7 protein-coding genes and 2 pseudogenes are annotated in these 8272 nt (G+C 34.5%); 5 read left to right on the top strand and 4 right to left on the bottom strand.

The genetic code is table 11. The features are described 5' to 3' along the window. The first annotated feature begins 172 nt into the window (after positions 1 to 172). The 5 genes and pseudogenes from L656_RS0110035 to L656_RS01000000122165 all read left to right on the top strand — a co-directional run bounded on the left by L656_RS0110035 (position 173) and on the right by L656_RS01000000122165 (position 4068). Entirely contained in the window at positions 173 to 490 is a 318-nt protein-coding gene (locus tag L656_RS0110035) for a pilus assembly protein N-terminal domain-containing protein (protein WP_024599105.1), read from the top strand. A 252-nt stretch (positions 491 to 742) separates the two neighbouring features. After that, positions 743 to 1267 (top strand): hypothetical protein, encoded by a 525-nt coding sequence (locus tag L656_RS1000000123475; protein WP_024599104.1) that lies wholly within the window; start codon positions 743 to 745, stop codon positions 1265 to 1267. Positions 1268 to 1546: 279 nt separating this feature from the next. Further along, positions 1547 to 2365, top strand: coding sequence for a hypothetical protein (locus L656_RS1000000123470; protein ID WP_024599103.1), 819 nt, complete (start codon positions 1547 to 1549; stop codon positions 2363 to 2365). A 166-nt stretch (positions 2366 to 2531) separates the two neighbouring features. After that, on the top strand, positions 2532 to 2960 hold the full coding sequence (locus L656_RS0110025) for a response regulator (protein ID WP_024599102.1): 429 nt from the start codon (positions 2532 to 2534) through the stop codon (positions 2958 to 2960). A 283-nt stretch (positions 2961 to 3243) separates the two neighbouring features. Continuing rightward, positions 3244 to 4068, top strand: a pseudogene (locus L656_RS01000000122165) (alpha/beta fold hydrolase). A 430-nt stretch (positions 4069 to 4498) separates the two neighbouring features. Here the strand turns inward: L656_RS01000000122165 and L656_RS0110015 are convergent. The 4 genes and pseudogenes from L656_RS0110015 to L656_RS0110000 form a co-directional block, all read right to left on the bottom strand. Next, the gene (locus L656_RS0110015) at positions 4499 to 5458 is read right to left on the bottom strand and encodes a sugar-binding transcriptional regulator (RefSeq protein ID WP_024599101.1); all 960 of its coding nucleotides are present in this window, start codon (positions 5456 to 5458) and stop codon (positions 4499 to 4501) included. A gap of 247 nt (positions 5459 to 5705) precedes the next feature. Next, on the bottom strand, positions 5706 to 6707 hold the full coding sequence (locus L656_RS0110010; protein WP_024599100.1) for an ABC transporter ATP-binding protein: 1002 nt from the start codon (positions 6705 to 6707) through the stop codon (positions 5706 to 5708). A gap of 10 nt (positions 6708 to 6717) precedes the next feature. Then, positions 6718 to 7065: pseudogene (locus L656_RS0110005) on the bottom strand (carbohydrate ABC transporter permease); the annotation flags it as partial. A gap of 35 nt (positions 7066 to 7100) precedes the next feature. Beyond that, the gene (locus L656_RS0110000) at positions 7101 to 8084 is read right to left on the bottom strand and encodes an IS110 family transposase (RefSeq protein WP_024599096.1); all 984 of its coding nucleotides are present in this window, start codon (positions 8082 to 8084) and stop codon (positions 7101 to 7103) included. Between the last annotated feature and the right edge of the window lie 188 nt (positions 8085 to 8272).

Genomic DNA, 8272 nt, shown 5'->3' with positions numbered 1-8272 from the left:
CCTGCCTCTACTCTCATTTCTTGGTTAAACCCTTCATGAATTATTGATTTGCAATTTGCGAATCAAAATAATAAAAACCACATTTATAAACTTCAATCTACTGATAATAAAAATAAAAACCCTTGGTCTCATACTTGCTACCTATATATTAAGCAAATTGAGGGAAAGGCTTATGTTAAAATTTACTTTTATACTATTACTAATATCTTTTAGCGCCATAGGCAGTGAAAGTCATTTAGATTATATAGAAAATGCAAATGGTGAGCGGGTACAAAAAGTATCACACTTAGTTAAATGGACACATACTCGCTTTGTTTTTACCCGTGATATTTCGCGTATAGCACTTGGCCACGAAACAACGCTTGATGTGAACGTGGTTAATGGTCGCGAGCTACTAATTTTAGCTAAAAAGTTGGGCCGTACATCTATGATGGTGTGGTACGACGATAAAAGCTCGGAAACATTTCACTATTTTACAAACCACATTTGAGCTGGTCGGTATCGATTTAGTAAATAACCTTATCATTAGTGAAACACTGAGCTTAATAGGGATTGAGCCAGGTATTACATATTGCAAAACATCACTTAATTTAGTTAATGCAGAACAAGTAATTAATATCATCACAGGCGAACCTGCTCTTAGTAGTTTAACGCCACCATTTAAAGTTTTACTGCCAGTACATAGCGGCCAAAACAGTACAACGTGGATACATACTCCCCCAAAAGGGGAAGGAGAACGTCAATGAACGCCTCAAATATATTTACCTCACATGCTAATTTAGCAGATACACCAACTGATGAAATATCAACAGAAATTAAAGAAACGCTAACGCTACTAAAACAGTTTTATGATGTTCCAATTGTTAAATTTATCGATTTTAGAGAGGTTTATTCAGAGCAGTTAATAACCTGCAACGATAAAGAAAGTGTCGAAAATGAGTTATTAAGCTATCAACAACGCTGCACACAAGAAAAACTATATTTATTTGAAGATACCTTTTTTGATGATGTATCAAACAACACGCACAAATTAATTCGTTTTTATGCACAATATCTAATTTATAGTGTCACTAATAAATTCATTGGCGTAGTGCTGATGGCTGATTTAGCACCTAAAACATTAATAGGTTCACAAAAAAATCAGTTTATTTCATTTGCTCAATTATTGCAGACACAGTTAAATAAAAATTCAGATTCAGTAAGTAATCAAAGTACTAATCCTGTGAAAAAAATTATGGGGAAAAGTATATTCATGTATTTAGTTTAGCGCCCGTGGCATTCTTAATTGCATTAGTATTATGCTCATTCACTGCTTTATACTATAGAAAAAAAGGAGCTGCAAAGTAATTACAATGAACAAACTCAGCAATTACGTAAAACGTTATTTAATGCCCTAGAGCGATTTGATAATCAAGGATTATATATATCGCAAAAAGATTTAGTTATCGCAGGCTTTTTACAAAGCCAAAATAGCTATACAAAAGAGCAGCTTAATGATTTAGTACAGAGTCAGGTTTCACAAAGCTTAACTTATAAAGGGTATGTTGTGTTTGATTCTGAGTATAACCAACTTGCACTTTGGTCAAAAAATAATTTTGATTTAGCCGCGTATGGATTTAAAAACTGGTTAGAAAAATTCAATAATAGAGCGAATAAACAAGCAGTAGAAGTATTTACTGTTGCAGATACGGCCTTCTTAATTTCTGAAATAAAAATTAAACAAGGCTCTATTTATACACTTACAGCATTTTATTTAAGTAAGTTTTTAAAAGCCGTTATTGGCAAATTAAGCACTGAAAATTATAACGTTTTTATAGCAACACCACAGTTTACTTTAGGAATACAAGGAGAAGTAAACCCCAGTATAATTAAAAATAGTATTAGCGCTTTGAGCAGTCGTTTTCCACCTACTTGGCGTTTACATGTGCAACTAATGAATAAAATAGTACGTCCACAAATAACTAAATATATCCTAATTAGATTAGGACTGATCGCCTTTTGTGTATTCGCATTCGTGTACTATTTTTTACGTTTGCCTAGGCGTTTACACAATGAAATAAAACAAAAAAATCAGTTAATACTTAATAGGGAAGAGCTATTTTCAAGTTCTCTTGATGCATTGCCACATGGGTTTGCTATTTTTAATAGCCACGAATTTCCTGTGATTACTAACAATGCATTTAATCTTTTATTTCCACAGGTGAATAAACAAAACAGTCAGCTATCGTATAGCCAGCTGATAAGTATTGCGCAACAGCATAATATTATAAATCATTACCATGAGCATCATAAGCTTGATGATGATCGTAACCAATTAATAGATATAGGTTTTACAGACGGGAAGTTATGTAAACCAGGGCTTTGATGACATGCTATTAAAACCTGTAAAACAAGGCATATTAATAAACCAAATAGCACGTATTTTAAAAAGATAGGCCGCTATACCAACCGCCTTAATGTAGATTTTATGTAACGATAAAATATTAATGCCGGTTGGTGTTACATATAGCGTAATATATTCGAGGTAAAAAATGAAAAAAACGATTGAAGATACGATGGAAGTTATCGGATTTAATACAGTAAAACCTATAAATAAAACTACACGACTGCTTTTAGTCGATGATGATTTACTAATAGAAATTGTAATAAGAAAAATGCTTAAAGAAGAAAACATATTAATAGATTTTGTATCCAGTGCAATAGAGGCGCTATTAATGGTTTCTCAAAATATTTACGATATTATTTTAATGGACATAGTCATGCCACAGTTTACGGGCACCGACGCAATGCTAAAAATAAGAAAGCACGCTGATGCATCAGCAACGAAAATTATTGCGCATACATTTAGTGAAAACGAAAATAGTAATAATAAATATATAAAGCTTGGGTTTAATGGTTTGTTATTAAAGCCAGTTAAGCAAGGTGTATTAATTGAAAATATTAGATCTTTCTTAAAGTGATTAATAGCAATAGTAGGGCGGTTGCATATTTAAGAGCAAACGCTTCACACTTCATAAAGTGGTTTAACAATCACAATTATCAAACTCTATAATAATAAAAAACAAATAAACTTACTTAGCCTAGAGCCCAAGTATTACAAGGGTTTGGGTTTGACTTTAAATTATTATAATTTTTGAATAACTAAAAAATACTCATCTTGGGATGGAATTTGCTTTATAAGGTTATATTCTAATTTTATAGTTTATTAAACATTATAATTTTTAAAGTTAACGAGGCAAAATTATGAGCAAAACACAGTACGTTACAGTAGAAGGTCATCAAATTGCTTATCAAGAAATGGGACAAGGCACACCTTTATTATTAATACATGGCATACCAACTAACAAATTTTTATGGCGAAATGTGATGCCCAAACTCGCATCAGAACATCGAGTAATAGCGCCTGATTTACTAAACTTTGGTGAATCAGATATGCCAATTAACACTGATGTATCTATAAATGCGCAATGTAGAATAATGTGTAAGTTTATAGAAGAGCTCGGTATTTCTAAAGTTAATATTGCTGCACATGATATTGGTGGTGGTGTTGCTCAATTAATGGCTGTAAATCATCCGGATAAAGTAAACGGGTTGGTTTTACTTGATAGTGTATGTTTTGATTCTTGGCCAATACCAGAATTTGAACCTTTACTAGAACCAGGCGTAGAAGAAAAAACATCTGTAGATGAATTTGTTGATACATTAAGAGATTTCATGCCCAAAGGTGTTTACGACTCGAACGTAATGACTGAAGAGTTGATGAAAATATACTTAACACCATGGAGTAATGAAAAAGGAAAAGCCGCTTTATTTAGTAACATGCGCAGGCTCAATAAAGAATATACCGAAGCTATTACAGGCGATCTTAAAAGCTTACCTCATGAAACACTCATAATATGGGGTAAAGAAGACAAATTTCAAAAGCCAAAGTATGCACCAATGTTAGAAGAAGCAATTCCAAATTCGTCATTGGTTTGAATAGATAAAGCCGCACATTGGGTTATTGATGAACATCCAGATAAAGTGTCTGAGCTTATTAGTGATTTTATGAATGATAAATTATTCTAGTGAATTACTAAGATAATTTAAAATCTATTTATTTCAATATGTTAAGTTTTATTGCATAAAGTAGCGAATAGGCAATCAGTGTAATACCGCTTGATTATATTAATAACCAAGCGGTATTTTTATATGTTTAAGTAACAAATAGCGAAAAGAGGCAAAACATTAATTTTTAAAATAAGTAGGTTTAAGTAGGTTAATGCTTATTAAATAGTCAAAATATCGCGTTTATACGTTAATTCATGAAGGTGAGTAACTTAGTTATGTATTTATTTACCCTATTTAACATAATATAAATTATAGGTAGTTAATGTATATATAGGAAGAGCGCTTAAATGCGCCCTTGCTATGTCCAATACTAGACGGTATCGGACATTAAGTGTTTTTATTACAGTAACAGGTATTACTAATACAGATACTTTATTTATCAATTTGTTTAATCAATACTTAATAAACGCTCAGCTGTATATTCGTTAGTAATTAATCCACTGATCATGTTTGACCTTACTGCGCCCAAAATGGCTAACACTTTTTCTTCACCAGCAGCTATCGCATAAATCTGTTTGTTAGCATTTGTTTTTAATGGCGTACTTGCTACACGCTGATTAACTGTGCAATCTAAAATCTTACCGTTTTTATCAAACACCCAACTAATCATTTCACCAACAGCACCAAGATCTTGTAACTCTTTAAGTTCTTGCGCATCAATAAAACCATCTATATGTAATGGCGACTTTTCACCTAAGCTACCAATACCCACAAATGTTACATCGGCATCTTTAGCGAGTTTTAAATTACCGGTAATATTTTGTTGTGCGTGCAACTGTTCTTTTTCTTCAATGCTTCTTGGTAAAACTGGCAATGGCATTGGATAATGTTTTGCATTGGTGTGTTCGGCCATTCTTACTACAACATCATAAGGTGAAGCCGATCCATCCAAAGCCATATTACCTAGCATGGCTACAATTTTATGTTGCGGACAATCAACGGTTCTTAGCTCATCCACACATGAACGTAAAACTCGACCGGTTCCCATAGCAAGTACTTTGGGTTGTTCTGATTTTAAATGACGTTCTATTTCTGCCGCGCCAGCTTGAGCCAAACCTAATGTAGATGATGGTTCTGAGGGATCGCTAGGTACAACTTCACACGAATCTAACCCAAAACGGCTTTTTAATTTTTCAGCTAAATCCATGCATTTGGCAATCGGGTGGTCAAGTCTAACTTTAATTAATCCTTGGCTCACAGATAATGCCACCATTCTTTGTGCAGATTGACGAGATATATTTAGCTTTTTAGCAATTTCATCTTGTGTGTTACCGCCAACATAATATAACCACCCTGCTCTGGCTGCATCATCTAGCTTTCTAATTTCTGTATTTGATAGCTTTACCACGTAAACCTCTTAAAATAGAAGGAAAACCAAGTCCTTATTTTCATTACATAATTTCAATTATATGTGCTGCTATATAAATTATTTTATTAATTTTTGAGTATCTATTTATCAATAACGTTTTTGTTATTTATAGTTGTAAATATACCATTCCTTAATAAAAAATACCTCGGTTTCATAGGATTATGTAATTAGAATTTAGTTAATAGCACCCTTATAAAGGTGCTATTTAAGGTAATTAAAGATGGCTCTAGCGAATTGTTAAACCGTTATTATCAAACTTTAATACTTTATCAGACGGTGCGCTTAGGTAAATACTGTCGCCATATTTTAATGGGCAATCACCATCTGCTTTTACTGTTACGGTCCCTTTGCCTTCAATATTTATATGTAAAAAGCTCTCCGATCCTAAATGCTCAATTACACCTACAGTTCCAGCCCAAGTACCTTGCTCAGTAGAGAGTGTTATATGCTCTGGTCGAATACCAATACAGCTAACATTCGCATCTTCATTTTGTGGAGCATCTATAAAATTCATTTTTGGCGAACCTATAAAACCAGCTACAAATTTGTTTACAGGGTTTTTATAAAGCTCTAAAGGTGTGCCTACTTGTTCAATAATACCGGCATTAAATACCGCGATTCTATCTGCCATTGTCATGGCTTCAACCTGATCGTGCGTAACATAAACCATTGTTGTGGCTAAACTTTTATGTAATTCAGATATTTCTAAACGCATATTTACACGTAATGACGCATCAAGATTCGAAAGCGGTTCATCAAACAAAAAGGCTGAAGGCTGACGTACAATTGCGCGCCCTATTGCTACGCGCTGACGTTGACCGCCCGATAATTGCCCAGGCTTTCGATCTAAATAATCGGTTAAATTAAGAATTTTAGCAGCGTTAGCAATTTTACTCTCAATTTCTGCAGGGCTTACCTTGGCTCTTTTTAAAGGAAAAGCAATATTGTTACGTACGCTCATATGCGGGTATAACGCATAGGACTGAAACACCATTGCCAAGCCTCTTTTTGCAGGCGGTGTTTTTGTGGCATCAATGCCATCAATTTCTATATTGCCACTGGTTGTATCTTCAAGACCTGCGATCATACGAAGTAATGTAGATTTACCACAGCCCGATGGCCCAACAAAAACGATGAACTCACCGTCTTTAATTTCTAAGTCGAGCGGTTTAATTACGTTAACTTCATCAAAGTTTTTAGTGACTTGTTTTAGTGTGATGCTGCCCATGTGTATTCTCCTATTTTACTGCGCCGAAACTTAATCCACGCACTAATTGTTTTTGACTAAACCAACCAAGTATTAAAATTGGCACAATGGCCATGGCAGATGCTGCCGATAACTTAGCGTAAAATAACCCCTCAGGGCTTGAGTAACTGGCAATAAATGCCGTTAAAGGTGCAGCATTTGCAGCGGTTAAAATAAGTGTCCAAAACGCTTCGTTCCACGACAAAATAACATTGAGTATTAGCGTTGAGGCTATACCCGGTAAGGCTATTGGCAATAAAACATGGAATATTTCTTCACCAATTGTTGCACCATCCATACGAGAAGCTTCAAGTATTTCGTTTGGTATTTCTCTAAAGTAGATACCATCTCTCATTTTAAGCTTCAAGGTCGTATTTAACTTTCTTGGAGCTTAAACGCTTCTTGGTTTTTTATTACACCAAAACATATATGAATGAGCTTTCGCATATTTGCACACACAGCTTGCATCGGTGTTTTACCATTATTTATTAACGTTAACTTATGTCGTTTTATTGTTTTATTCCATTGCCCTGCAACAATGGCCGCCATATAAAGTTTACATCGAATTCTGGCTGGCCCAAGTTTACTGATTGATGTTCGCCCTTTTAATTTACCCGATTCATTATGCCGTGGAATTAATCCACAATAAGCCGCCGCTTCTTTGGCTTTATTAAATTTTTTAGCCGCAAATAAATACGTCAGCTCTCTCGATAATACGGGCCCTATGCCAGGGATAGACTCAAGTAGTTTCCTGTTTCTTTTTAAATCAGGTTCATTATCTATGTGGTTATCAATGTCAGATTTAAGCTGTTTAATTTCGTCATCTAAAAACGCGATAGTTACTTTTATCGATTGGCAAACACGCGCGGAAACGTTGCTGAATTCACTTGCTTCTAATCGGTTAGCTTCTCGTTGTCGGTTACTCTCAAGCGCATCTAAACGACGGATAAGGGCTTTAAGCTCTCTAACTTCTAATGCATCAGGTTGCCAATAACTAACGACTGCGTGCTTAGCACAGCCGTAATGAGCAAGCATCGTTGCATCAGATTTGTCTGTTTTATGAATTATGTTTAAAGCGTCTGCATACTTTTTAGCTTTACCGGGATTCGCTAAAATAATATTAAAGCCTTGCTCGTGTAAAAAATACATCAGTGCTTCATGATAAACACCCGTTGGTTCGAGGGTGATAACGAGCTCATTAGCAGCGCTTTTAGTTGTATTTAAAAGCCATTTTTCTATTGCTAAAAAGTCTTGATGCTTGTTTTTAAAGACTTTTGTTTTAATTTTGTTTGTAAGCTGGTCTCTCAACCACGATAAATCAATCTTCTCTTTACTAATATCAATGCCGATAAACATCATCTCTACTTACTCCCCTTGTACATACAGCATCTACTTAAAAAAAGTGTGCTTGGATACCATTCAGTTTGTGAGAATAGAAAGTCAGGGCTTTATCTACGGCGCAGTATTAAATACTAGGCGTAAAGGCAAGCTCACTGACTTCGATGTGATAAATGATAGCTAATCATTAATCAATGAGAGATACAAGG

The organism is Pseudoalteromonas sp. TAE56, assembly GCF_000497955.1.
In the GTDB taxonomy this organism is placed as follows: Bacteria; Pseudomonadota; Gammaproteobacteria; order Enterobacterales; family Alteromonadaceae; genus Pseudoalteromonas.
This window is presented reverse-complemented; position numbering and strand designations above follow the sequence as displayed.